Origin of the sequence: Janibacter sp. Y6 (genome assembly GCF_040900765.1) — a bacterium.
Classification (GTDB): domain Bacteria; phylum Actinomycetota; class Actinomycetes; order Actinomycetales; family Dermatophilaceae; genus Marihabitans; species Marihabitans melonis.
The window spans coordinates 214613-236837 of sequence record NZ_JAKLYZ010000005.1 but is presented as its reverse complement, the minus strand read 5'-3'; the positions used below and the strand labels follow the sequence as shown (position 1 = coordinate 236837).

27 protein-coding genes are annotated in these 22225 nt (G+C 72.8%); 16 read left to right on the top strand and 11 right to left on the bottom strand.

The features are described 5' to 3' along the window. Positions 1–18 precede the first annotated feature (18 nt). From L6241_RS13325 to L6241_RS13310, 4 genes are all read left to right on the top strand, one after another. Complete coding sequence (locus L6241_RS13325; protein WP_123091359.1) at positions 19–177, top strand: DUF4177 domain-containing protein; 159 nt, start codon at positions 19–21, stop codon at positions 175–177. Beyond that, positions 177–644 carry a RidA family protein gene (locus L6241_RS13320; RefSeq protein ID WP_368246660.1) on the top strand — a complete coding sequence of 156 codons (468 nt, stop codon included), beginning with the start codon at positions 177–179 and terminating at the stop codon, positions 642–644. Before L6241_RS13325 ends, L6241_RS13320 begins: the two co-directional genes overlap by 1 nt. A 7-nt stretch (positions 645–651) precedes the next feature. After that, positions 652–1467 (top strand): NUDIX hydrolase, encoded by an 816-nt coding sequence (locus L6241_RS13315; RefSeq protein WP_368246659.1) that lies wholly within the window; start codon positions 652–654, stop codon positions 1465–1467. 98 nt (positions 1468–1565) lie between these two features. Then, on the top strand, positions 1566–2273 hold the full coding sequence (locus L6241_RS13310) for an MBL fold metallo-hydrolase (protein WP_368246671.1): 708 nt from the start codon (positions 1566–1568) through the stop codon (positions 2271–2273). A 180-nt stretch (positions 2274–2453) separates the two neighbouring features. On the opposite strand, the gene L6241_RS13305 is transcribed toward L6241_RS13310, so the two are convergent. After that, positions 2454–3131: a Crp/Fnr family transcriptional regulator gene (locus L6241_RS13305; RefSeq protein ID WP_068272886.1), complete on the bottom strand. Its 678-nt coding sequence runs from the start codon at positions 3129–3131 to the stop codon at positions 2454–2456. 50 nt (positions 3132–3181) lie between these two features. Between L6241_RS13305 and nth the strand changes: the two genes are divergently transcribed. Continuing rightward, complete coding sequence (gene nth / locus L6241_RS13300) at positions 3182–3901, top strand: endonuclease III (RefSeq protein ID WP_368246658.1); 720 nt, start codon at positions 3182–3184, stop codon at positions 3899–3901. Then, positions 3898–4572, top strand: coding sequence for a CoA pyrophosphatase (locus tag L6241_RS13295; RefSeq protein WP_068272891.1), 675 nt, complete (start codon positions 3898–3900; stop codon positions 4570–4572). Before nth ends, L6241_RS13295 begins: the two co-directional genes overlap by 4 nt. 43 nt (positions 4573–4615) lie before the next feature. Here L6241_RS13295 and L6241_RS13290 read toward each other — a convergent pair whose 3' ends face one another. The 3 genes from L6241_RS13290 to L6241_RS13280 all read right to left on the bottom strand — a co-directional run bounded on the left by L6241_RS13290 (position 4616) and on the right by L6241_RS13280 (position 6893). Next, on the bottom strand, positions 4616–5431 hold the full coding sequence (locus tag L6241_RS13290) for an alpha/beta fold hydrolase (RefSeq protein ID WP_236571928.1): 816 nt from the start codon (positions 5429–5431) through the stop codon (positions 4616–4618). Between the two features lie 107 nt (positions 5432–5538). Continuing rightward, a complete protein-coding gene (locus tag L6241_RS13285; RefSeq protein WP_123091580.1) occupies positions 5539–5985 on the bottom strand; it encodes a phage holin family protein in 447 nt (148 codons plus the stop codon). Positions 5986–6068: 83 nt separating this feature from the next. Further along, positions 6069–6893 (bottom strand): glycerophosphodiester phosphodiesterase family protein, encoded by an 825-nt coding sequence (locus L6241_RS13280; RefSeq protein WP_368246657.1) that lies wholly within the window; start codon positions 6891–6893, stop codon positions 6069–6071. 154 nt (positions 6894–7047) lie between these two features. Here L6241_RS13280 and L6241_RS13275 point away from each other — a divergent pair, with 154 nt between their 5' ends. Continuing rightward, positions 7048–7227: a hypothetical protein gene (locus L6241_RS13275; RefSeq protein WP_123091354.1), complete on the top strand. Its 180-nt coding sequence runs from the start codon at positions 7048–7050 to the stop codon at positions 7225–7227. Between the two features lie 81 nt (positions 7228–7308). On the opposite strand, the gene acs is transcribed toward L6241_RS13275, so the two are convergent. After that, the gene (acs, locus tag L6241_RS13270; RefSeq protein WP_368246656.1) at positions 7309–9249 is read right to left on the bottom strand and encodes an acetate--CoA ligase; all 1941 of its coding nucleotides are present in this window, start codon (positions 9247–9249) and stop codon (positions 7309–7311) included. Between the two features lie 252 nt (positions 9250–9501). On the opposite strand from acs, the gene L6241_RS13265 reads away from it, so the two are divergent. The 6 genes from L6241_RS13265 (at position 9502) to L6241_RS13240 (ending at position 14628) form a co-directional block, all read left to right on the top strand. Next, positions 9502–10479, top strand: a complete 978-nt coding sequence (locus L6241_RS13265; protein ID WP_368246655.1) for a Bug family tripartite tricarboxylate transporter substrate binding protein — start codon at positions 9502–9504, stop codon at positions 10477–10479. Further along, complete coding sequence (locus L6241_RS13260; RefSeq protein WP_368246654.1) at positions 10476–11018, top strand: tripartite tricarboxylate transporter TctB family protein; 543 nt, start codon at positions 10476–10478, stop codon at positions 11016–11018. Before L6241_RS13265 ends, L6241_RS13260 begins: the two co-directional genes overlap by 4 nt. Positions 11019–11029: 11 nt before the next feature. Beyond that, complete coding sequence (locus L6241_RS13255) at positions 11030–12523, top strand: tripartite tricarboxylate transporter permease (RefSeq protein WP_368246653.1); 1494 nt, start codon at positions 11030–11032, stop codon at positions 12521–12523. A 9-nt stretch (positions 12524–12532) separates the two neighbouring features. Then, positions 12533–12922, top strand: coding sequence for a universal stress protein (locus L6241_RS13250; RefSeq protein WP_068272911.1), 390 nt, complete (start codon positions 12533–12535; stop codon positions 12920–12922). Between the two features lie 302 nt (positions 12923–13224). Beyond that, a complete protein-coding gene (locus tag L6241_RS13245) occupies positions 13225–14151 on the top strand; it encodes a phenylalanine 4-monooxygenase (RefSeq protein ID WP_368246652.1) in 927 nt (308 codons plus the stop codon). A gap of 9 nt (positions 14152–14160) precedes the next feature. Further along, the gene (locus L6241_RS13240; RefSeq protein ID WP_201465430.1) at positions 14161–14628 is read left to right on the top strand and encodes a hypothetical protein; all 468 of its coding nucleotides are present in this window, start codon (positions 14161–14163) and stop codon (positions 14626–14628) included. On the opposite strand, the gene L6241_RS13235 is transcribed toward L6241_RS13240, so the two are convergent. Continuing rightward, a complete protein-coding gene (locus L6241_RS13235) occupies positions 14616–15218 on the bottom strand; it encodes a TetR/AcrR family transcriptional regulator C-terminal domain-containing protein (protein WP_251720591.1) in 603 nt (200 codons plus the stop codon). The two genes, L6241_RS13240 and L6241_RS13235, sit on opposite strands and share 13 nt — an antisense overlap. A gap of 120 nt (positions 15219–15338) precedes the next feature. Between L6241_RS13235 and L6241_RS13230 the strand changes: the two genes are divergently transcribed. Genes L6241_RS13230 through L6241_RS13220 form a run of 3 tightly spaced genes read left to right on the top strand, consistent with a single transcriptional unit; the run spans position 15339 to position 17229 of the window. Further along, on the top strand, positions 15339–15932 hold the full coding sequence (locus L6241_RS13230; protein ID WP_123091347.1) for a biotin transporter BioY: 594 nt from the start codon (positions 15339–15341) through the stop codon (positions 15930–15932). Further along, positions 15932–16621 (top strand): energy-coupling factor ABC transporter ATP-binding protein, encoded by a 690-nt coding sequence (locus tag L6241_RS13225; protein WP_368246651.1) that lies wholly within the window; start codon positions 15932–15934, stop codon positions 16619–16621. Before L6241_RS13230 ends, L6241_RS13225 begins: the two co-directional genes overlap by 1 nt. Beyond that, positions 16618–17229, top strand: coding sequence for a CbiQ family ECF transporter T component (locus tag L6241_RS13220; protein ID WP_224766761.1), 612 nt, complete (start codon positions 16618–16620; stop codon positions 17227–17229). Before L6241_RS13225 ends, L6241_RS13220 begins: the two co-directional genes overlap by 4 nt. A 74-nt stretch (positions 17230–17303) precedes the next feature. On the opposite strand, the gene L6241_RS13215 is transcribed toward L6241_RS13220, so the two are convergent. The 5 genes from L6241_RS13215 to L6241_RS13195 form a co-directional block, all read right to left on the bottom strand. Further along, positions 17304–18941, bottom strand: coding sequence for a cation acetate symporter (locus L6241_RS13215; protein ID WP_368246670.1), 1638 nt, complete (start codon positions 18939–18941; stop codon positions 17304–17306). A gap of 5 nt (positions 18942–18946) precedes the next feature. Further along, complete coding sequence (locus L6241_RS13210) at positions 18947–19366, bottom strand: DUF485 domain-containing protein (RefSeq protein ID WP_191563064.1); 420 nt, start codon at positions 19364–19366, stop codon at positions 18947–18949. A 172-nt stretch (positions 19367–19538) separates the two neighbouring features. Further along, complete coding sequence (locus L6241_RS13205) at positions 19539–21071, bottom strand: cation acetate symporter (RefSeq protein WP_368246650.1); 1533 nt, start codon at positions 21069–21071, stop codon at positions 19539–19541. Between the two features lie 22 nt (positions 21072–21093). Continuing rightward, entirely contained in the window at positions 21094–21465 is a 372-nt protein-coding gene (locus L6241_RS13200) for a hypothetical protein (protein ID WP_368246649.1), read from the bottom strand. Next, the gene (locus L6241_RS13195) at positions 21462–22220 is read right to left on the bottom strand and encodes a LytR/AlgR family response regulator transcription factor (RefSeq protein WP_368246648.1); all 759 of its coding nucleotides are present in this window, start codon (positions 22218–22220) and stop codon (positions 21462–21464) included. Before L6241_RS13195 ends, L6241_RS13200 begins: the two co-directional genes overlap by 4 nt. Between the last annotated feature and the right edge of the window lie 5 nt (positions 22221–22225).

Here is a 22225-nt window from a genome sequence, read left to right as displayed (position 1 = left end):
CGTCGCTAGGGTGGCGGCATGACCCAGTGGGAGTACGCGACCGTGCCGCTCATGATCCATGCCACCAAGCAGATCCTCGACCAGTGGGGCGAGGACGGCTGGGAGCTCGTCCAGGTCGTCGCCGGCCCCGACGGCAACGGTCTCGTGGCCTACCTCAAGCGACCCAAGGGCCAGTGATGGGTCGGGTCGCCGACCGTCTCGCCGAGCTCGGCATCGACCTGCCCGAGGCGGCCACGCCCGCCGGCTCCTACCAGCCCGCCGTCATCAGCGGCGACCACGTCTACACCTCCGGCCAGCTGCCCGTCGTCGGCGGCGAGCTGCCGCAGACCGGTCAGGTCGGCGAGGGCGCCGGGCTGGTCAGCCCGGCCGCGGCGCAGGAGATGGCGCGCACGTGCGCGATCAACGCCATCGCCGCCGTCGCCTCGGTCGTCGACCTCGACCGGGTGCAGCAGGTCGTCAAGGTCGTCGGATTCGTCTCGAGCGATCCCGGCTTCACCGGGCAGCCGGGGGTCGTCAACGGCGCGAGCGACCTGCTCGCCGAGGTCTTCGGCGACGCCGGGCGGCACGCCCGGTCGGCGGTCGGGGTCGCCGTGCTCCCGCTCGACGCCAGCGTCGAGGTCGAGGTCTGCGTGCGCATCTCGTGAGCCGTCGATGACGACGCGGGACTTCCCCTTCGCCGCGGGTCGCGAGCTGCTCGAGGTGCCGGTCGAGCCGGCCCCGGTGCGCCAGGCCGCGACCGTCATGCTCCTGCGCGACGGCGCGCACGGGCTCGAGGTCTTCATGCTGCGGCGGGTGAGCACGATGGTCTTCGCGCCGTCGATGCACGTCTTCCCCGGCGGTGGGGTCGACCGGCGCGACGCGACGGACGACCTCCCGTGGGCCGGCCCGGACGTCGACGACTGGGCCCGCACGATGGACTGCCCGCCCGACGAGGTGCGCGCCCTCGTCGCCGCCGCGGCGCGCGAGGTCTTCGAGGAGACCGGCGTGCTCCTCGCCGGTGACGACGAGGGGTCCGACCCGGTCGAGCGGCTCGGGGGCGCCGACGCGGCGGCCCGGGCCCGCCAGGCCCTCGTCGGGCGCGAGCTGAGCTTCGCCGAGCTGCTCGGCGGGGCCGGTCTGCGGCTGCGCTCGGACCTGCTCGGCTACCGCGCGCACTGGATCACGCCCGAGATCGAGCCCCGGCGCTACGACACCCGCTTCTTCGTCGCCGAGGTGCCGCCCGGGCAGGAGCCCGACGGCGAGACGACCGAGGCCGACCGCGCCGAGTGGGTGCGACCGCAGGACGTCCTCGCCGCCGCCGAGGCGGGCGATGCCCGGCTCATGCCGCCGACGATCGTGTGCCTCGAGCAGCTGCAGGCCGCCGGCTCGGTCTCGCGGGCGCTGGGGGAGCGGCCGGCGATCGCGCCGGTCATGCCCGTGCTCGTCGACACCGGCGCCGGGACCGTCATGCGCGCCGAGCTGCCGTGAGCGCCACCGCGCCGCAGCCCTCTGCCCCCTTCGGGCAGTGGGCGGGCGGCCAGGTGAGCCCGCACGCGTACTGCCTGCTGCAGGGCAACCCCGGGCCGATGACTCTCGACGGCACGAACACCTGGGTCGTCATGGCGCCCGGGTCGAGCAGTGCGCTCGTCGTCGACCCCGGTGAGGACGACGCGGCCCACCAGCAGCGCGTCGTCGACCACGTCGCCGCGCTCGGTGCCCGGATCACGCAGGTCGTGCTCACGCACGGCCACCACGACCACAGCGAGGGGGCGCCGCGGCTCGCCCGTCTCACCGGAGCGGGGGTCCGGGCGGTCGGGAGAGGGCACGACGACCTCGCCGACGGAGACGTCCTCGACGCGGGTGGTGTCGAGCTGCGCGTCGTCGCCACCCCCGGGCACACCTCGGACTCGGTGTCCTTCGCCCTCGCGGCCGATCATGCGCTGCTCACCGGCGACACGGTGCTCGGCCGGGGCACCACCGTCGTCGCGCACCCCGACGGCGAGCTCGAGGCCTACCTCGGCTCGCTCGAGCGGATCGCTGCGCTCACCGGCGGGGGAGCGGTGACCTCGATCCTGCCCGGGCACGGGCCCACGGTGCCCGACGCGTCGGCGATGGTCGACTTCTACCGGGTGCACCGCGCCGAGCGGCTGGAGCAGGTGCGGGCGGCGCTCGCCGACGGGGCGGACGGCGCGGACGCGGTCGTCGAGCGGGTCTACGCCGACGTCGACCGGTCCGTGTGGCCCGCCGCGCGGATGTCGGTCCTGGCTCAGCTCGCCTACCTGCAGGGGCGGTAGCGCGGGGCTGGTCCCCCTTCGCCCCGCTCGGGCTCGCCGGACCCCGCCCCCTTCGGTCACGAAGGGGGCGTCAGCGGGGGTGGCGAAGGGGTGTGACCGGGCGACGCGGTCTCGAGGCTCCTTCGTCGCACCTCGACCAGCGAAGGATTCGTCGCACCTCGAACAGCGAGGGACGACCGATCAGCGGGCGCGACGCTTGAGGCGCTCGACGTCCTGGAGGAGGACGGCGCGGGCCTCGAGACGCAGCCAGCCGCGGGAGGCGAAGTCGGCGAGGGCCTTGTTGACCGTCTCGCGGGAGGCGCCGACGAGCTGGGCGAGCTCCTCCTGGGTGAGGTCGTGGGCGACCATGACGCCCTCCTCGACGGGGCGGCCGAAACGCTGGCTCAGCTCGAGCAGCGCCTTGGCCACACGACCGGGCACGTCGGTGAAGACGAGGTCGGCGAGGTTCTCGTTCGTGCGGCGCAGCCGACGGGCGAGCGCGGCGAGCAGGGTCACCGCGATGCGCGGGTGGTTGCCGAGCAGCTGGCGCAGCTGGTCGTTGCCGAGACCGATGAGCTGGGTCTCGGCGACCGCCGTGGCCGTCGCGGTCCGGGGGCCGGGGTCGAAGAGGCTGAGCTCGCCGAACATCTCGCCGGGGCCGAGGATCGCCAGGAGGTTCTCGCGGCCGTCGGTGCTCGTGCAGCCGAGCTTGATCTTGCCCTCGGTGATGACGTAGAGCCGGTCGCCCTGGTCGCCCTCGTGGAAGAGGACGTCGCCGCGCTCCATCCGGAACGCGTCCATCGAGGACATGATCTCGCGGGCTGCCTCGTCGTCGAGGGTCGCGAAGAGAGGGGCGCGTCGCACTGCTTCGAGGTCCACACCGGGCAGTGTGCCATGCACCGTCGGTGGCGGCCCGTAGTGTGCGAGATGTGTCTGCGCCCCTCGAGACGCCCCTCGCCCGGACCCGCCGCGCGCGCAAGGGGTACCGCCTGCTCCACGACCGATACCCCTACGCCCACTGCGAGCTCGACTTCGACACGCCGCTCCAGCTCCTCGTCGCGACGATCCTCTCGGCGCAGACGACGGACGTCGGGGTCAACAAGGTGACGCCGGTGCTCTTCCGTCGCTACCCGACCGCCGCCGCCCTCGCCGCGGCCGTCCCGGAGGAGATGGAGGAGATCCTGCGCCCGACCGGCTTCTACCGGGCCAAGACGCGCTCCGTCATCGGTCTGGGCCAGGCGCTCGTCGCCGACCACGGCGGTGAGGTGCCCGGGCGGCTCGACGAGCTGGTCAAGCTCCCGGGCGTGGGGCGCAAGACCGCCAACGTCGTGCTCGGCAACGCCTTCGGGGTGCCGGGCATCACCGTCGACACCCACTTCGGCCGGGTCGCCCGCCGGCTGGGCTGGACCGACGAGAGCGACCCCGTCGTCGTCGAGCAGGAGATCGGCGCGATCTTCCCCCGGCGCGACTGGACGATGCTCAGCCACGTCCTCATCTTCCACGGCCGGCGCACCTGCCACGCCCGCAAGCCCGCGTGCGGGGCCTGCCCCGTCGCGCGCATCTGCCCGTCCTACGGCGACGGCGAGACCGACCCGGCGAAGGCGGAGAAGCTGCTCAAGTACGAGCTCGCCCCGAAGAAGGACGCATGAGCCGGCCCCCCGCATGGGTCGAGCAGATCGTGCCGAGCATCCTGGACGACCTGCCCGAGTGGTTCACCCGCTTCGCCCCGCCGGACGACCCCGGCCGCAGCTCGGCGGTCCTCATGCTCCTCGGCCCGCGCCCCGGCAGCGACCCCGACGACCCGGTCGTCGAGGTCGTCCTCACCGAGCGCTCCGCCGAGCTGCGGTCGCACGCGAGCCAGGTCTCCTTCCCCGGCGGGCAGGTCGACCCCGGCGAGGACGCCCCGACGGCGGCCATCCGCGAGGCGCAGGAGGAGGTCGGCCTCGACCCTGCGAGCGTCGACGTCGTCGGCACCCTGCCCCCGCTCTACCTCACGCCGAGCCGCAACTCCGTGACCCCGGTGCTCGCCTGGTGGCGCGAGCCGCACGAGCTGCACGTCGCGTCTCCGGTCGAGGTCGCGAGCATCGAGCGCGTCGCCGTCGCCGACCTCGTCGACCCCGCCAACCGCTTCACCGTCCGGGTCGGCGACGAGTACGAGGGCTTCGGATTCGGCGTCCACGACCTCTACGTGTGGGGCTTCACCGCCCACCTGCTCGACATGCTCCTCACGGCCGGCCGGCAGACCCGTGACTGGGACGCCGAGGTCGTGCGACCGCTGCCGTGGAAGTACCTGCGCCCCTTCGTCGAGCGCCGCGCCTGACCTCATCCGAGGCCCGGGACCTCGGGGTCAGGCGGGCTCGGCGTCAGGCGGGCTCGGGCGGGCGCACCGTGGCCAGCCAGGACAGCAGGGTGGCGGTCAGCTCGGCGGGCCGCTCCTCGTGCACGAAGTGCCCCGCGCCCGGCACGGTGACGAGCTGCAGCGGCCCGCGCACGAAGCGGGCGCTGTCGTTGGCGAGCGAGGGCAGGACCGCGGGGTCCTCCTGCCCGTGCACCGAGAGCACCGGCACGGTGATCGGCGCCTTGATGCGGTGCATGTAGCGCCAGCCGTTCGGCGTGACCCGTGAGCGCACCATCCACGAGTGGTACTCGTCGGCGGCGTGCTCGACGAAGGGCAGGGTCATCATCTCGGCGCACCGGGAGACGACCTCGTCGTCGAGCCAGTCCTGCTGCGGGCCGGACCACTGGCGCAGGTGCTGCTCGACGGTCCGGGTGCCCGAGATCCACCGGTCGGGGGCGAAGGGGGAGCCGAGCGCCCGGGCGTAGATCGTCGCCTGGCGGTGACGACCGATCCGCCACGCGGCGGCCCGGAAGACCGCGGGGTGGGGCATGCCGAGGGAGGCGACGGCGGTGGTGACGCGGGGGTGCATGCCCGGCATCGACCAGGCCATGCTGCCGCCGAGACCGTGACCGACGACGACCGCCTCAGACGCCCCGAGAGAGCGGATGACGGCCGCGACGTCGTCGCACACGGTGAGCGGGTCGTACCCGCCGGGGGGCTTGTCGGAGGCGCCGAAGCCGCGCAGGTCGAGCGCGGCGACGCGGTACCCGGCCTGCGCCAGCGCCGGGATCTGCGCGCGCCAGGCCCACCAGAACTGCGGGAAGCCGTGCAGGAGCAGCACGAGGGGCCCGCGCCCGGCGACGGCGAGGTGGAAGCGCGCGCCGTTGGCGGCGACGAAGCGGTGCTCCCAGGGACCCTCGACGAGAGCCGCCTGGGAGTCGGGCGTGCTCAGCGCCCCGGCTTGATCGCCTCGACGGTCTCCTGGGCGTTGCGGATCGCCTTCTTCGGCACCGGCTTGGCCTTGGTCACCGTCTTGTAGCCGACGAGGCCGAGGACCCCGGCGACGACGAAGAGCAGCGCGGTCGTGATGAGGTAGCCCGCCCACACCGGCAGCCAGATCGCGATGACCTGGGCGATGGTGTGGAAGAGGAAGATCAGGCCGAGCAGTCCGATGAAGGCCGCCGCGCCGAGGAGACCGGCACCCTTGCCGCCGATCTTCAGGCCGGCGGTGACCTCCGACTTCGCGAGCTGGATCTCGTTGCGCACGATGGCAGAGACATCGTGGCTGACGTCGGCGACGAGCTGGCCGACGGTGCGCTCGCCCTCACCGGGGGCGGGCTCGCCGACGAGTCGACGCGCCGAGCGGTCGATGGTCTCCTGGCGGTCGTGGTCCATGCGGTCGAGGGTGCCCAAGGCTCTCTCCTGGCGTGAGGTCGTGCGTGCGACGGACCGGGGTCCGTCCTGTCTTCGGCGCAACCCTACCCGCGAGCCCCCACCTCGTCGGGCCAGCCGATCCGGCCTTCTCCCGGCCACGACCCGCGCTCGATCATCACCTCGCTGAGCACGTCCGGGCGGTCGCTGATGAGCCCGTCGACACCCATGTCGAGCAGGTGGTGCATCTGCGCGGGGTCGTCGACGGTCCACACGACGACCCGCACCCCGAGGCGGGCGGCGCGGCGCACGAGGGCGGCGGAATGCACGGGCACCCGGCCGAGGTGGAGCGGCACGTGGGCGAAGCGTCCCTGGACGAGCCGGGCGGGGACCGGGGCGCCCGCGCGGCTCGTCGAGATGAGCGTCGTCAGCGAGCGCCACCCGAGCGCGGTCTGCACGTGCGGCGCCTGCGAGCGCAGCAGCTCGAGCCAGCCGTCCCAGGCGCCGGCGACGCACACGCGCCGCCCGTAGTCCTCGCGCCGCAGCAGCCGCGCCATCGGCGCGATCGCCGCGCGGTCCTTGAGGTCGACGGTGAAGCACGCCTCGGGGAAGGTCTCGAGGGCCTCGGCCAGCGAGGGGATGGGGGCCAGGGTGCCGTCGGCGCCGCGGACGAGCACCGCGTCGAGCTCCGCGCGGGTGCGCTGGGCGAAGGGGCCGGAGCCGGTCGTCACGCGCTGCAGGCCCTCGTCGTGGAAGCACATGAGCTCGCCGTCGGCGGTGAGCCGCACGTCGGTCTCGAGGTAGCGCACGCCGAGCGCGACGGAGCGGCCGAAGGCGGCGAGGGTGTTCTCGGGGGCCAGCGCGGCGCCCCCGCGGTGCGCGATCGCCAGGGGGGCGTGCTGATCTCCGTACCGAGGGACCGGGCCGCTCATGGCGGCCATGCTCCCGGTCGCGAAGGGGGAGCCGCCACCCCTTCGCCCCCGGGCACCGAGGAGTTCACCCAGGGTTCAGCGGTTGCTCGCACGGACCACCCCGCACGGGCGGTGGTTGACTGACGAGACCACCCACCGACGGCAGGAGAGCCCCATGAGCGAGCGCCCCGAGCAGCACGAGACCGCCTACTCCGAGCACGCCGACGACACGGAGGCACCCCAGCCGCCGCAGCCGGGTCCGGGCGAGGACCAGCCCACGCGGGCCGAGACCTCGTACTCCGAGCACGCCGACGACGAGAGCGCGCCGGAGGGGCCCGAGGCCCACCCGTCCTGACCCGCCCCGAGCACCCGCGAGGTATGGCAGAAGGCCCCGATCCGTCACCGGATCGGGGCCTTCTGCCATACCTCGGCGAGGCTACTTCTTCAGGCCGTCCTGGATCTGGCCCATGACCGAGGAGTCGGCGAGGGTCGTCACGTCGCCGACCTCACGGTTCTCGGCGACGTCCTTGAGCAGGCGGCGCATGATCTTGCCCGAGCGGGTCTTGGGCAGCTCGGGCACGACGAGGACCTGGCGCGGCTTGGCGATCGGGCCGATCTCCTTGCCGACGTGGTTGCGCAGCTCCTGCACGAGGGCGTCGCCCTCCTCCTCCGCGCGCTGCGCGGCGTCGCCGCGCAGGATGACGAAGGCGACGGGGGCCTGGCCGGTCGTCTCGTCGTTGGCGCCGACGACCGCAGCCTCGGCGACCGCGGGGTGCGAGACGAGCGCCGACTCGATCTCGGCCGTCGAGAGACGGTGGCCCGAGACGTTCATGACGTCGTCGACGCGGCCGAGCAGCCAGATGTTGCCGTCGTCGTCGTACTTCGCGCCGTCGCCCGCGAAGTAGTACTTCGGGCCGAAGCGGCTCCAGTACGTCTCCCTGTAGCGCTCCTCGTCACCCCAGATGCCGCGCAGCATCGACGGCCACGGCTTGGTAAGGACGAGGTAGCCGACCTTCTCGGGCTCGGTGAAGGGCTTGCCCTCGTCGTCGAGGATCTCGGCGCTGATGCCGGGGATCGGACGCTGCGCCGAGCCGGGCTCGAGCGAGGTGACGCCCGGCAGCGGGCTGATCATGATCGCGCCCGTCTCGGTCTGCCACCACGTGTCGACGATCGGGGCCGAGCCGCCGCCGATGTGCTCGCGGTACCAGCGCCATGCCTCAGGGTTGATCGGCTCGCCGACGGAGCCGAGGACGCGCAGCGAGGAGAGGTCGTACCTCGCGGGGATGTCGTCGCCCCACTTCATGAAGGTGCGGATCGCCGTCGGCGCCGTGTAGAGGATCGAGACGCCGTACTTCTGCACGATCTCCCACCAGCGGCCCTGGTGCGGGGTGTCCGGGGTGCCCTCGTAGATGACCTGGGTCGCGCCGTTGGCGAGCGGCCCGTAGACGATGTAGCTGTGGCCGGTGACCCAGCCGATGTCCGCGGTGCACCAGTAGACATCGGTCTCCGGGTGCAGGTCGTGGACGACGGAGTTCGTGTACGCCGCCTGGGTGAGGTAGCCACCGGTCGTGTGGAAGATGCCCTTCGGCTTCCCGGTCGTGCCCGAGGTGTAGAGGATGAAGAGCGGGTGCTCGGAGTCGAAGGCCTGCGCCTCGTGGGTGTCGGCCTGGCGCTCGACGAGCTCGTGCCACCACACGTCGCGGCCCTCGGTCCACTCGACGTCGCCCTTCGTGCGCTGGACGACGAGGACCGTCTCGACCGGGCTCTCGTCGTCGCCGTGGTCGATCGCGGCGTCGACCGCGGCCTTGAGGGGAGCGGGCTTGCCGCGGCGGAACTGGCCGTCGGCGGTGATGACGACGCGGGCGTCGGCGTCGGCGATGCGGGTGTGCAGGGCCTCGGCGGAGAAGCCGCCGAAGACGACCGAGTGCGGGGCGCCGAGACGCGCGCAGGCGAGCATCGCGAAGACGGCCTCGGGGATCATCGGCAGGTAGATCGCGACCCGGTCACCGGTGCCGACGCCGAGCTCGACGAGCGCGTTGGCGGTCTTGGCCACCTCGCGCTGGAGGTCGGCGTAGGTGATGGTGCGGGTGTCTCCCCCTTCGCCCTCGAAGTGGATGGCCACCCGCTCCCCGTTGCCCGCGTCGACGTGCCGGTCGACGCAGTTGACGGAGGCGTTGAGCTCGCCGCCGACGAACCACTTCGCGAAGGGGGCGCCGCTCCAGTCCAGGGTCTGGTCGAAGTCCTTCGACCAGGTGATCCGCTCGCGGGCCTGCGCGGCCCAGAAGCCCTCGAAGTCGGCCTCGGCCTGATCGAACAGGTCCGCCTGCCCGTTGGCCTGCGCGGTGAGCTCTGCGCTCGGTGCGTAGCTGTCCGACACGTGTCCTCCTCGTTGAGTCCCGTGCCCGGTCGGCACGGCGTCAGTGTGCTGGCCTCACCCTGCCGCGCCTCCCGGCGAGCGCACAACACGGTCTCGGCCCCGGGCGACGGGCGGACCGCCCCGCGCGCCCAGCGGCCCAGACCGCCGGGCAGGGGGGGTCTCTGCAGGCACATCTCGACGATGTGACCGGGGGGTTGTCACTGGCGTGGACTCGAGGTGACGCGGGTCACCCTGTGGTGCACGATGTCCCGCATGTCTGGACAGATAGCGCGACGCAGCCTCCTGCTTGCAGGACTCGCTGCGCCGCTCGCGGCGTGCGGGGTCACCCGTCGCGAGGAGGGCGGCCCCGAGCGGCTGCGGATGATGATCCCCAACAAGCCCGGCGGCGGGTACGACGAGACCGGTCGCCAGGCGGTCAAGGTGCTCCAAGATGCCGGGCTCACCGCCCGCTTCGAGGTCTTCAACGTCACCGGCGCCTCCGGCACCGTGGCGATGGCCCAGCTCATCAACAACGCCGAGGCCACCGACCTCATGATGACCATGGGTCTCGGGGTCGTCGGTGCCGTGCGGACCAACAAGTCCGACGCGACCGTCGGCCGCGCCACCCCCATCGCCCAGCTCATCGAGGACGCCGAGGCGATCTACGTGCCGGCGGACTCCCCCTTCGCCACCATCGACGACCTCGTCACGACGTGGACGAAGGACCCGGGCGCGGTCAGCGTCGGCGGCGGCTCCTCGCCGGGCGGGCCGGACCACCTCTTCCCGATGCAGCTCGCGGCGGCGCTCGACATCCCCGCGCGCCAGGTGAGCTACACCCCCTACGACGGCGGCGGCGACATGCTCCCGGCGCTCCTCGGCGGCAAGGTCGACATCGCCGCGTCCGGCGCGACGGAGTTCGACCAGGAGGTGAAGGAAGGCCAGCTGCGCGTCCTCGCCGTCTCCGGCGCGAAGGCGGTCGAGGGTCTCGACGCCCCGACGCTCAAGCAGAGCGACATCGACCTCGAGTTCACCAACTGGCGCGGCATCATCGGCCCGCCCGGGATGCCCGCAGACCGGCAGGCGGAGTTCATCGAGCTCCTCACGAAGATGCACGACGAGCCCGCGTGGGGCGAGGTCCTCGGTCTCTTCCAGTGGACCGACCGGTTCGTCACCGGCGACGACTTCGGCACCTTCCTGCAGGAGCAGGACACCCGCGTCGAGACGACCCTCAAGGAGCTGGGGCTGGTATGAGCACGAACGACCCGGTGGACGTCACCGCGACGTCCGAGCAGCCCGCGCGGAAGGGGGAGCGTGACCTCGGCCAGCTCGTCGTCGTCGCGCTGCTCGTCGTTCTCGGCCTCTTCATGATCATCAGCACCTGGGACGTCGTCGCCGGCTTCGAAGGGGGAGACCCCCTCGGCCCGCGCTTCTTCGCCCTCTTCGTGGGGATCGGCCTGCTCGTGCTCGCCGCCCTCTACACGGTCTCGATCCTGCGGGGCGAGCGCGGCGAGGAGGAGGCCGGCGAGGACGTCGACCTCGAAGGAGGGGCGCACTGGCCGACGGTCGTCCAGCTCGTCGCCCTCGTGGCGCTCAACGTCCTGCTCATCGACTTCTTGGGCTGGGCCATCACCGGCGCCCTGCTCTTCGCCGGCGGTGCGTGGATCATCGGGTCCCGCACGCCCGTGCGTGACCTCGCCATCGGGGCCGTCCTGTCGGTCGGCTCCTGGTACGCCTTCTACGTCGGGCTCGGGGTGCCGCTTCCCCCCGGTGTGCTCGACGGGATCCTCTGACAGGACGCCGCATGGACACCCTCAACCTGCTCATGGACGGCTTCAGCACCGCGCTGACGCCCCAGAACCTCATGTACGCCGCCATCGGCGTGCTCCTCGGCACCGCCGTCGGCGTGCTCCCGGGCATCGGCCCCGCCATGTCGATCGCGCTGCTCCTGCCGGTCACCTACTCCGTCGCGCCGGAGAGCGCGCTCATCATGTTCGCCGGCATCTACTACGGCGGCATGTACGGCGGCTCGACGACCTCGATCCTGCTCAACACCCCCGGTGAGTCGAGCTCGGTCATCACCGCGATCGAGGGCAACAAGATGGCCAAGGCCGGCCGCGCCGCCCAGGCCCTGGCGACCGCCGCGATCGGCTCCTTCCTCGCCGGCACGATCGGCACCCTGCTCATCGTCCTGTGCGCGCCCTTCATCGCCCGGGTCGCGGTCAACCTCGGCTCGCCCTCGTACTTCGCGCTCATGGTGCTCGCGATGGTCGCCGTGACCTCGGTGCTCGGCGCGAGCAAGCTGCGCGGGATGACCTCGCTCTTCCTCGGTCTGTCGATCGGGCTCGTCGGTGTCGACAAGCTCACCGGCCAGTCGCGCATGACCCTCGGCCTGCCCCTGCTGAGCGACGGCATCGACATCGTCGTCGTCGCGGTGGCGATCTTCGCCGTCGGCGAGATGCTCTGGGTCGCGGCCAACCTGCGCCGGGCGCCGGCGGAGATCATCCCCGTCGGACGCCCCTGGATGGCCCGCAGCGACTGGGCCCGCTCGTGGAAGCCGTGGCTGCGCGGCACCGCCTTCGGGTTCCCCTTCGGCGCGCTGCCCGCGGGCGGCGCCGAGGTGCCGACGCTGCTGTCGTACATCACCGAGCGCAAGCTCTCGAAGCACCCGGAGGAGTTCGGCAAGGGCGCCATCGAGGGCGTCGCCGGCCCCGAGGCCGCGAACAACGCGTCGGCGGCGGGCACCCTCGTCCCGATGCTCGCCATCGGCCTGCCGGTCAACGCGACCGCGGCGATCATGCTCGGCTCCCTCGAGAGCTACGGCATCGAGCCGGGGCCGGGGCTCTTCACCTCCAACCCGACCCTCATCTGGGGCCTCATCGCCTCGCTCTTCATCGCCAACACGATGCTGCTCGTGCTCAACCTGCCGCTCGCGCCGGTGTGGGCGAAGCTGCTGCGCACCCCCCGGCCCTACCTCTACGCGGGGATCCTCTTCTTCGCCTCGCTCGGCGCGTACGCGGTGAACCTCCAGGCCTTCGACCTCGCGCTGCTGCTCGTCTTCGGTCTGCTCGGGCTGCTCATGCGCCGCTTCGGGCTGCCCGTGCTGCCGCTCATCATCGGTGTCATCCTCGGCCCTCGCCTCGAGCTCGAGCTGCGCAAGTCGCTCCAGCTGAGCGGCGGTGACTGGGGGACGCTCGTCGGCGAGCCCGTCGCGGTCGTCGTCTACATCGCCATCGCGCTGCTGCTCGTCATCCCCGTCGTGCTCAGCCGCCGTCGTCGTCTGACCACCGAGGCCTGAGGAGGCCCCATGCCCACCATCGTCGTCGCCTACACCCCCAACGAGCAGGGCGAGGCCGCCCTCGAGCGAGCCATCGAGGAGGCCGGGCTGCGCTCGGCCCGTCTCGTCGTCGTCAACGCGACGAAGGGGGAGGCCCTCGTCGACCCGCGCTACCTCTCCGACAGCGACGCGCCGCTGCTCGACGCCCGGCTCGCCGAGGCCGGGGTGGAGCACGAGATCGAGCGCGACCTCTCGGGCGACCCGGCCGACATCGTCGTCGACCGTGCTCGCGAGCTCGGGGCCGAGCTCGTCGTCATCGGTCTGCGCCGGCGCACCCCCGTCGGCAAGCTCGTCCTCGGCAGCGTCTCGCAGCGCATCCTGCTCGACGCGACCGTGCCGGTGCTCGCCGTCCACGTCTGAGATCGCAGAGCGCGAGCTACCACGCAGTACTGGTCGTCATCACGACCAGTACTGCGTGGTAGCCGGCACGCGGTCACGCCCGGACCCGTCGCAGGCAGGACCTGCGGCGGGTCCGCGTGCGTCCTGGGCGGGTGCGTCGTCGGGCGACCTGGTCACCCTGACCAGCCGCGATGGCTCCCCCTTCGCCCCACCCTGGTCAACCTGACCACCGAACTTGCGCACACTCGCGCAGATCGTCCAGGAGTGGCACGGTGCACCCCACCGATGAGGTCACGACGGCGTGACCGGCGAGGAGGACTGCGATGTTCGAGGACGGCCAGCTGTACTCGCCCGTGACGATGCACGACGACGGGAGCGTCGAGGTCCACCTCGCCGACTCGCACCCGGGCAAGGACGACCCCGAGTACCTGCGGCGCCGTGGCGAGATCGCCGCGGCCGCGCTCACCTGGGACCGGGCCGGTGGAGCGCCGCTGCCCACCATCGACTACACCGACGCCGAGCACGAGATCTGGCGCGTCGTGAGCGCCGAGCTCGCGGCGAAGCACGAGCGTCACGCGCACTCCGAGTACCTCTCGGCGAAGTCCGCCCTCGGCCTGCCGACCGACCACGTGCCCCAGCTGCACGAGGTGGGGGAGCGGCTCGAGCCGCTCACCGGCTGGTCCTACATCGCCGCCCCCGGTCTGGTGCCGCTGCGCGACTTCTACGGCGACCTCGGCCGGAGCACCTTCAGCTCGACGCAGTACCTGCGGCACGCGAGCCGCCCGCTCTACACGCCCGAGCCGGACATCATCCACGAGGTCATCGGTCACGGGAACCAGCTCGCCAGCCCCCGCTTCGCCGCGATCACCCAGGCGGCCGGCGCGGCACTGACGCGCATGGAGAGCGAGACCGCGGCCAAGCTCGTCGCCGACGTCTTCTGGTTCTCCATGGAGTTCGGGGTCATGCACGAGGACGGCGACCTCAAGGCCTACGGCGCCGGCATCCTGTCGAGCTACGGCGAGATGGACGAGTACGCGCACATGGAGATCCGCGAGCTCGACCTCGCCGATATGGGCACGCTGAACTACGACATCACGGCCTACCAGCCGGTCCTCTTCGCCGCCCACGACCTCGGTCACCTCGAGGACGTCGTCGGTGCCTTCTTCGACAGCGCCGACGACGAGGCGTGCGAGCGGCTGCGCGCAGAAGCCCGGCGCCGAGGCCTGCTCGACGAGGTCGCGCACGCCTAGGTTGGTGCCATGACGAGCGCCGAGGACCGCCCCGACCCGCAGCACGAGCGACCGGAGGGCGTCGACGACGCGACGGTCTCGGCCCTGGGCAAGATCTCCGAGGCGCTCGAGGCCGTCGAGGTGGCTCGCGGCCACCTCTACACCTTCCACCGGATGAGCGGCACGGCCGACCTCACCCTCGGCGAAGGGGTGGACGCGCTGCGCGAGGCCGGTCACGGCGAGCTCGCCGACCGGGTCGAGCGCGAGATGGTCGGGCGCAACGTGCTCCACGGGCGCTGGAGCTTCCAGATCGTCGAGGAGTACGACGACGGCTACTACGAGACCTTCCGCCGGGTCGAGCGCGAGCTGCGCGAGGAGCTCGTCGAGGGGCGGCGGCACCTCTTCGAGGCGGAGATGAAGGAGGACCGGCGCACCCACGGGAAGGCCGGTCACGAGGCCCGCCCGGTCGAGGGCGACGAGGGCGATCAGCCCGGCTGAGACCCGCCCGCTCGGCCGTCCTCGGCCAGCGCCCGCACCCCGGCGAGGACGATGCCCAGGCCGGTGGCGAAGTCGGCCGGGGCGTCGGCCGTGACGATGCCGGCCCGGGCCGCCTGGGCGCGGGACTGCTCGTCGTAGGCGTGCCCGTAGACGAAGTGCAGCACCGTGCGCCCGGCCGTCGTCACGTGCTCGGCCGGCACGCCCGCGGACTCGAGCAGCGCGTCGACCTCGGCGACCGGGGAGCGCCCGCCCAGGCCGAAGGCCCACATGCTCATGACGACGTCGGCGCCGTCGGGGTAGGCGAGCACCGCGGCGCGGACGTCCTCGCAGCGCAGCCGCAGGACGTCGAGCGGACCGTCGTCGGCCCGCGGACGTCGACGGGGCCCGCGGGCGAGGATCTCGTCGGCGACGGCGCCGAGGAGGGCCTGCTTGCTCTCGACGTGGTGGTAGATCGCGCTCTGCTGCACCCCGAGCTCGGCGCCGAGGGCGCGCATCGTGAGGTCCGGCAGCCCGACCCGGGCCAGGAGGTCCAGCGCCGCGGCGACGACGTCGGCGCGCCGACGGACCGGGCGTCGGGTCGCTGCGGGCACGGGTCCCCCCTTCGGCTGGGTCGCGGGTGCGTGCGCGCCGCGTTGACGCCGCGCTCCGGTGACTCTAGCCTGAACGCCGTTCACCCCCGACTGAACGCCGTTCAGCCAACCGACAGGCAGATGATGACCACCCTCTCGAAGTCGCCGGTGCAGGCGCGCTCCACCACCGTCGACCTGGCGCTCGTCGCCTCCTTCGCCGCGCTCGTCGCGGTGTGCTCGATCCTCCCGGCGATCAACGTCTCGACCTTCGCGCCGATCACCCTGCAGACCTTCGGGGTCCTGCTCGCCGGTGCCGTCCTCGGGGCCCGGCGCGGTGTCCTCGCCGTCCTGCTGTGGATGGCCGTCGGCGCGATCGGCATGCCGGTCTTCGCGGGCGGCAAGGCGGGGCTGGGGGTCTTCGCCGGGCCCACCGGCGGTTACCTCGTCGGCATGGTCCTCGCCGTCGCGACCTGCGGTCTGCTCGTCGAGCGCCTCGCCCGTCGCGGGCGCGCGACCCAGCCGGTCCTCGTCGCCGCCGCGGGGATCCCCGCCCTCGTCGTCCTCCACGTCCTCGGCATCGTCGGGCTGCACCTGCGCGCGGACCTCTCCTGGTCGGCCGCCGCCGCCGTCGACGTCGTCTTCGTGCCCGGCGACCTCGTCAAGCTCGTCGCGACGGCGCTCGTCGCGGCCGCCGTGCACCGCGCCTTCCCGGCGCTGCTGCGCCGCGGCGCCTGATGGCCCGCATCACCCTCGACGGGGTGAGCGTGCGGCGCACGACCGCCGACGGCGAGATCGTCGCGCTGCACGACACGAGCGTGGTGCTCGCCGAGCGCCGGGTCGCGCTCGTCGGGCCCAACGGCGCCGGCAAGTCGACGATGGTGCGGCTCGTCAACGGTCTCGTCCCCGCGAGCAGCGGCACCGTGCGCGTCGACGACCTCGACGTCGCCGAGCACGGCCGCGAGGTGAGGCGACGGGTGGCCTTCGCCTTCACCGACCCGCGGGCCCAGCTCGTCATGCCGACGGCGGGGGAGGACGTCGCCCTGTCGCTGCGCCGCTCGCACCGCGACAAGCACGCCCGGGCCGAGGCGGCGCGCGAGGCGCTGCGCGGCTTCGGTCTCGAGGACCTGCACGACCGCAGCGTCCACGCCCTCTCCGGGGGCCAGGCCCAGCTGCTCGCCCTGGCCAGCGTCCTGGCGACCCGGCCCGACGTGCTCGTGGCCGACGAGCCGACGACCCTGCTCGACCTCGGCAACGCCCGGCACGTCGCCGAGGTGCTCCTCGGCCTGCCGCAGCAGCTGCTGCTCGTCACCCACGACCTCGAGCTCGCCGCGCGCTGCGACCGCGCCCTGCTCGTGCGCGACGGGCGGGTCGCCGCCGACGGCGAGGCGGCCGAGGTCGTCGAGCACTACCGGCGCACCGCGTGAGCACTCTGCTCCTCGGGGCGCACCGCCCGGGCCGGACCGTGCTCCACCGGACCCCGGCGGGCGCGAAGCTGCTCGCCCTCGTCGTCGTCAGCCTCGTCCTCGCGGTCGTGCGCAGCTGGCAGCTCGCGGTGGTCACGCTCGTGGTCGCGCTGGCCCTCGCCGTGCTCGCGCGCACCCCGCTGCGCGAGCTCGGGCGCAGCCTGCGGGGCCTCGTCCTCGTCGCCGTGCTGCTCGGTGGCTGGCTCGTCGTGCAGTCCGGGTGGCCGCGCGCGGTCGAGACGGTCGGCGACCTGCTCGCCCTCGTCGTCCTCGCCGGGGTCCTCACGACGACCACCCCCGTCGACGCGATGCTCGACACCCTCGTCCGGGTGCTGCGCCCCCTTCGCCCGCTCGGCGTCGACGCCGAGCGGGTCGCCCTGGCCTGCTCGCTCGTGCTCCGGGCGGTCCCCGCGACCGTCGACCTGGCCCACGAGACCCGCGACGCCGCCCTCGCCCGCGGTCTCGAGCGCGACCTGCGCGCCCGGCTCACCCCCTTCGTCGTCCGGGTCGTCGCCGACGCGCACGCGACCGGCGAGGCCCTCCACGCCCGCGGCATCGGCGACGACTGACCCGCCCGACCTGCCGCGGGCACGACGAAGGGGGAGGCCGTGGCCTCCCCCTTCGCCGGTCGACGCAGGGCCGATCAGTGCTCGATCGCCTCGGCCACGCCGTGACCGGTAAGGCTGCGCACCTCCATCTCGGCGTACTTCGCGCGGTTGAACTCGCGGCTCGTCACCGTGCCCAGCCAGCCGAGGAAGAAGCCCAGCGGGATGGAGACGAGGCCCGGGTTGTCGAGCGGGAAGAGGTGGAAGTCGACGCTCTGGAGCATCGACGGGCTCTTGCCCGTCAGCGGGTCGACCGGCTTGCCGGAGACGACCGGGCTGAAGACGATGAGGCCGATCGCGGAGATGAGACCGCCGTACATCGACCACAGCGCGCCGCGGGTGTTGAAGCGACGCCAGAAGAGGCTGTAGAGGATGGTCGGGAGGTTCGCGCTCGCGGCGACGGCGAAGGCCAGCGCCACGAGGAAGGCGACGTTCTGGTCCTTGGCGAGCATGCCGCCGAGGATCGCGATGATGCCGCCGCCGAGGGCCGCGTAGCGCGCCACCTTGACCTCCTGCTCGGAGGTGGCCTTGCCGTTCTTGAAGACCTGGTTGTACAGGTCGTGGGCGAAGGTCGCGCTCGTCGTGATCGTCAGACCGGCGACCACGGCGAGGATCGTCGCGAAGGCGATGCCCGAGACGATGCCGAGCAGGACCGATCCGCCGAGGGCGTTGGCGAGCAGCGGTGCCGCCGCGTTGGCCTTGCCCGGGGCGTTGGCGATCTCCTCCGGGCCGACGAGGGCGCCGGCGCCGTAGCCGATGACGAGCGTCAGCAGGTAGAAGCCACCGATGAGCCAGATCGCCCACTCCACCGACTTGCGGGCCTGGCGGCTCGTCGGGACGGTGTAGAAGCGCTGCAGGACGTGCGGCAGACCCGCGGTGCCGAGCACGAGGGCGAGCGAGAGCGAGATGAAGTCGATCTTCGTCGTCGTGTTGACGCCGTACTTCAGCCCCGGCTCGAGGAGCTTCTCGCCGGCCGCGGGGTTGCGGTCGACGGCCTGCTGCATGAGCGAGGAGAGGTTGAAGCCGAACTTGCCGAGCACCCAGACGGTCATGATCGCCGTCGCGGTGATGAGCAGGACGGCCTTGATGATCTGCACCCAGGTGGTGCCCTTCATGCCGCCGATCATCACGTAGGCGATCATCACGACGCCGACGACGGCGATGACGATGTTCTGCGCGGCCGCGCCGTCGACACCGAGGAGGAGCGAGACGAGGCCGCCGGCGCCGGCCATCTGCGCGAGGAGGTAGAAGAAGGAGACCGCGAGCACCGAGGTGGCTGCGGCGACCCGGATGGGGCGCTGGCGCAGGCGGTAGGACAGGACGTCGGCCATGGTGAAGCGGCCGGTGTTGCGCATGAGCTCGGCGACGAGCAGCAGCGCGACGAGCCAGGCGACGAGGAAGCCGATGGAGTACAGGAAGCCGTCGTAGCCCTGCAGCGCGATGGCGCCGGCGATGCCGAGGAAGGACGCCGCCGAGAGGTAGTCACCGGCGATGGCGATGCCGTTCTGGCGACCCGAGAAGGACGCGCCGCCGGTGTACATCTGACCGGCGGTCTTCTTGCCGCCCGCGACCTTGATGACGATGGTCAGCGTCACGAGGACGAAGACGGCGAAGATCGAGATGTTGAGGGTCGGGTTGCCGACCGAGGTGGCGGCGACGGGGGTCAGTGCGATCACGGTGCTCACCTGCGGTCCTTGTCGTCGAGGCGCTCGGCCTCGAGCGCGCGCTCGACGTCACCCGGGGCCCAGTCGCCCGAGCTCTCGAAGTCGCGGCTCGCGCCCTGCTCCATCATCGCGCCGACGGCGTCGGCCTTCGGGTCGAAGGTGCGGTTGGCCCAGCGGGCGTACGCGAAGGTGATCGCGAAGGTCGTGACGAACTGGAGCAGCCCGAAGATCAGGCCGATCGTCACGTTGCCGGCGACCTTCGTGCCCATGAAGCCCGGGGCGAAGATCGACAGGAGCACGTAGGCGAAGTACCACGTGATGAAGAACGCGGTGACGGGGAAGACGAAGCCTCGGAAGCTGCGCCGCAGGTCGGCGAACTCCTTCGACTCCTGGACGGCGATGTAGCGCTCGCCGAGATCATGAGCCTCGTTGCTCATGGGGGATCACCTCCGGGTGTGGGTGACGCGCGCACATCGGCGTGCGCGGCTGGGCTCACCCTGACGGCGAGGGCAGGTCCGTGTCTCCTGCTGCGGCGCGTGGCGCGCCCGGTGGGCGCCGCCGCACGCCGTGCGGCTGGTGGGCCGGCGACGAGCGGTCGGTCCGACGCGCTCAGCGGTCGGGGAGCACGGCCTCGGGGGTGTGCAGCCGGGCCATGACCGACGCCGTCGCGGTCGGCACCGAGCGCGGCGTCGCCAGCGAGATGCCGATCATGACGACGACCGCCAGGGGAGCGGACCACGCCGCGGGCGCCTCGAGCAGGGGGGCGGACCAGCCGCTCGTGCCGCCGCCGAGGATGTTCAGGCTCGCCGCGCCGATCGAGCAGACGCCGCCGACGAGGATGCCGGCCGCCGCGCCGGGCGGGGTGAGCCGGCGCCACCACACGCCGAGGATGACGAGCGGCGCGAAGGTCGAGGCGGCGATGGCGAAGGCGTGGCCGACGGCGAGCGAGATGCCGACGGGGTCGACGAGCTGGCTGATGACGAGCGGCACGAGGACGCCGACGACCGCGGCGACGCGGAAGGTCTGGACCGGGTGCGCGTCACCGGCGGTGCGCCGCAGCACGACGCGGCGCAGGACGTCCTGGTCGAGGGCACCGGCGACGGACAGGGCGAGCCCGGACGCGGTGGAGAGGAAGGCGGCGAAGGCCCCGCCGGCGAGCATCGCGGTGAGCACGTCGGCGCTCAGGCCCGGGACGACGGCCTGGGGCAGGCCGAGGACGACCTCGTCCGCGCGCACCCCGCCGGCCGGCAGGTACACGCGGCCCAGCACGCCGTAGACCGGTGGGAAGACGTAGAAGAGGCCGAGCAGGGCGAGCACGGCCACGGTCGTGCGGCGGGCGGCCCGGCCGTCGGGGTTGGTGTAGAAGCGCACGACGATGTGGGGCAGACCCATCGTGCCCAGGCACAGGGCGAGCAGGGTGCTGTACGTCGTGTAGAGCCGGTGGTCCTCGCGCGGGCCGGTGAGCGGCTCCCACCAGTGGTCGTCCGCCACGGGGGAGGGGGCGCCGTCGCGCAGCCAGACGACGACGAGGACGAAGGCGGGCACGGCGATCGCCGAGAGCTTGATCCAGTACTGGAAGGCCTGGACGAGGGTGATCGAGCGCATGCCGCCGCCGACGACGCCCGCGGTGATGACGGCGGCGACGACGACCCCGCCGACCCACGTCGGCAGCCCGCTCACGTGCTGCAGCGCGAGCCCGGCCCCCTGCATCTGCGGCAGGAGGTAGAGCCAGCCGATGCCGACGACGAGACCGGCGCTCAGCAGGCGCACGGGCTGGGAGCGCAGGCGGACCTCGGCAAAGTCGGGCAGCGTGTAGGCCCCGGACCGGCGAAGGGGGGCCGCGACGAGGACGAGGAGGACGAGGTAGCCGATGGTGTAGCCGACCGGCAGCCACAGCATGTCGGCACCCTGGGTGTAGACGAGACCGGCGACCCCGAGATAGCTCGCGGCCGAGAGGTACTCGCCGCCGATGGCGCTCGCGTTGCGCCACGGGCTCACCGCCCGCCCGGCGACGTAGAAGTCGCTCGTGCCGCGGGCCAGGCGCATGCCGAGGACGCCCAACGTCAGCGTCGCCACGCACACGAGGACGATGGCGCCGACGCTGGGCAGGCTCGCCCCCGTCGCCACCTCGGTCAGGCGCACCGCGCCACCCCGTCGCCCCCGCTCACCGGTCGGCGACGACGTCGGCGAACTGCGCCTCGATCCGCTCGGTGGCCCGCGTGTACTGGCGCGCCGAGAGCACCGCCGCGGGGTAGACGAGCAGGCCGAGGACGAGCCACGGCAGCGGCAGACCGGCGACCTGGGCACCGCGCACCGCGGGCACGAGGGCGAAGAGAGCCGGCAGCAGGCCGAGGACGAGCGCGAGGCTGGCGACGACGGTGAGGGCCAGGCGCAGCTGCGCGCGCACGAGGGAGTCGAGGTAGGCGGCGCCGAGCGGGCTCTGCTGCCCGATCTCCTCGTGGAGGGAGGGCCGGCGCGGTCGGGTGGTACCCGTCCGGGTCCGGGTGACCCGGACCCGTTGAGGAGGATGGGTCACGGTCGCTCGCCGAGGCGCAGCAAGGTCGAGCGCAGGGCGCGGGTATGACGTCGTGAGACCTGCAGCTCGACGTCGCCGTCGACGACGACGGTGCACCGGCCCTGGTCCATGCGCACCTGGGTCACGTGGCGGGTCGAGACGATCGTGCTGCGGTGGATGCGCACGAAGCCGGCCTCGGACCAGCGCTCCTCGAGCGAGGCGAGCGGCACGCGCACGAGATGCGAGCCGGTCGCCGTGTGCAGCCGCGCGTAGTCGCCGTGAGCCTGGACGTAGCGGATGTCGGCCCGGGAGACGAAGCGGGTGACCCCGCCGAGCTCGACGGGGATCATCTCGTCGTCGTCCTCGCCCGTGCGGTCGGCCCGCTCGATGCTCACGAGGCAGCGGCGCACGGCCTCGCCGATCCGCTCCTGGCGCACCGGCTTCATGACGTAGTCGACGGCGTCGAGGTCGAAGGCGTCCACCGCGTGAGCGTCGTGGGCGGTGACGAAGACGACGGCGGGCGGGTCGGCGAAGCGCTTGATGACCCGGGCGAGCTGCATGCCGTCGAGCCCGGGCATGGAGATGTCGCTGAAGACGACGTCGATGCTCTCGTGCTCGAGCGCCGCCAGCGCGGCGGTGCCGCTGGGGGCTGCGAGCACACGGGAGACCCGCGGGTCCTGGTCGAGGACCCACGCGAGCTCTCCGCGAGCAGGCGCCTCGTCGTCGACGACGAGGACGACGAGGCCGTCGCCAGGTGCTTCGCTCCCTCCGGCCATGGGTG